A 1,076-nucleotide genomic window follows, 5' to 3' on the forward strand; every position below is an offset into this window, starting at 1 on the left:
CTAAGACTCTTTGCGCCGATGGTACTGCAGGGGGGACCCTGTGGGAGAGTAGGACACCGCCGGACTTAACTTAGAAACACACAGAAAAGCCACCCCACCGGGGTGGCTTTTCTGCGTTTAACCCCCACCTAGCCCGGTTCCGCGAACTGTGAGAAAAGCACCAGGATGCGCGAGTTTTCGGTGCCTAACTCACGGCTCGCGGAGGCGGCCAGCCGTGATGTCCTGTAGACTAGAGCAATCGAAGCTTGATGGTTCGAAACGACTTGATGGCCGGCACCTAGGTGCGGGCATCGCACATTGTTTCGGCGGCCATAGCAAGAGGGAAACGCCCGGTCACATTCCGAACCCGGAAGCTAAGACTCTTTGCGCCGATGGTACTGCAGGGGGGACCCTGTGGGAGAGTAGGACACCGCCGGACTTAACTTAGTCAAAATGGCCACCCATTCGGGTGGCCATTTTGCCGTTAACGTNTCAAAATGGCCACCCATTCGGGTGGCCATTTTGCCGTTAACGTACGCTGGAGAAGTAGTCCGGTACGTATAGCCACACCTACAGGAGATAAACAGTGACCCCCACGGAACGCAACGGGAACGACGCACGCGACAACGGGAGCGGCGATCGTCGCACCGGCGGCTACCAGGGTGGTCGCGGAGGGTCGGACCGACCCAACCAGGACGGCGCCCGCCCGCCGTACCGCGGCAATTCCGACCGCCCGCAGCGCGACGGAGACCGTCCGCCGTACCGTGGCAACACCGGCGGAAATGACCGTCCCCAGCGTGATGGCGATCGCCCTCCGTACCGTGGCAACTCCGACCGTCCGCAGGGCGGGGAGCGTGCACCGTACCGGGGTAACTCCGACCGTCCGCAGCGCGATGGCGACCGCCCGCCCTACCGCGGGAACAGCGATCGCCCGGCGTACCAGGGCAACTCGGACCGTCCCCAGCGCGATGGTGACCGTCCTCCCTACCGTGGCAACTCCGACCGTCCCGCGTACAAGGGCAACAGCGATCGTCCTTCCTACAACTCTGACCGTCCGCAGCGCGACGGCGACCGCCCTCCCTACCGCGGGAACAGCG

The 1,076-nt window shown here is 63.5% G+C and carries 1 rRNA gene; it reads left to right on the forward strand.

Going from position 1 to position 1,076, the window contains the following annotated elements:
• The first annotated feature begins 301 nt into the window (after positions 1-301).
• Positions 302-418: ribosomal RNA gene (rrf, locus tag E3O60_RS12800) — 5S ribosomal RNA — on the forward strand.
• The last annotated feature ends 658 nt before the right edge of the window (positions 419-1,076 follow it).

This window comes from Cryobacterium sp. TMB1-7 (assembly GCF_004402435.1).
GTDB classification, from domain to species: Bacteria; Actinomycetota; Actinomycetes; order Actinomycetales; family Microbacteriaceae; genus Cryobacterium; species Cryobacterium zongtaii.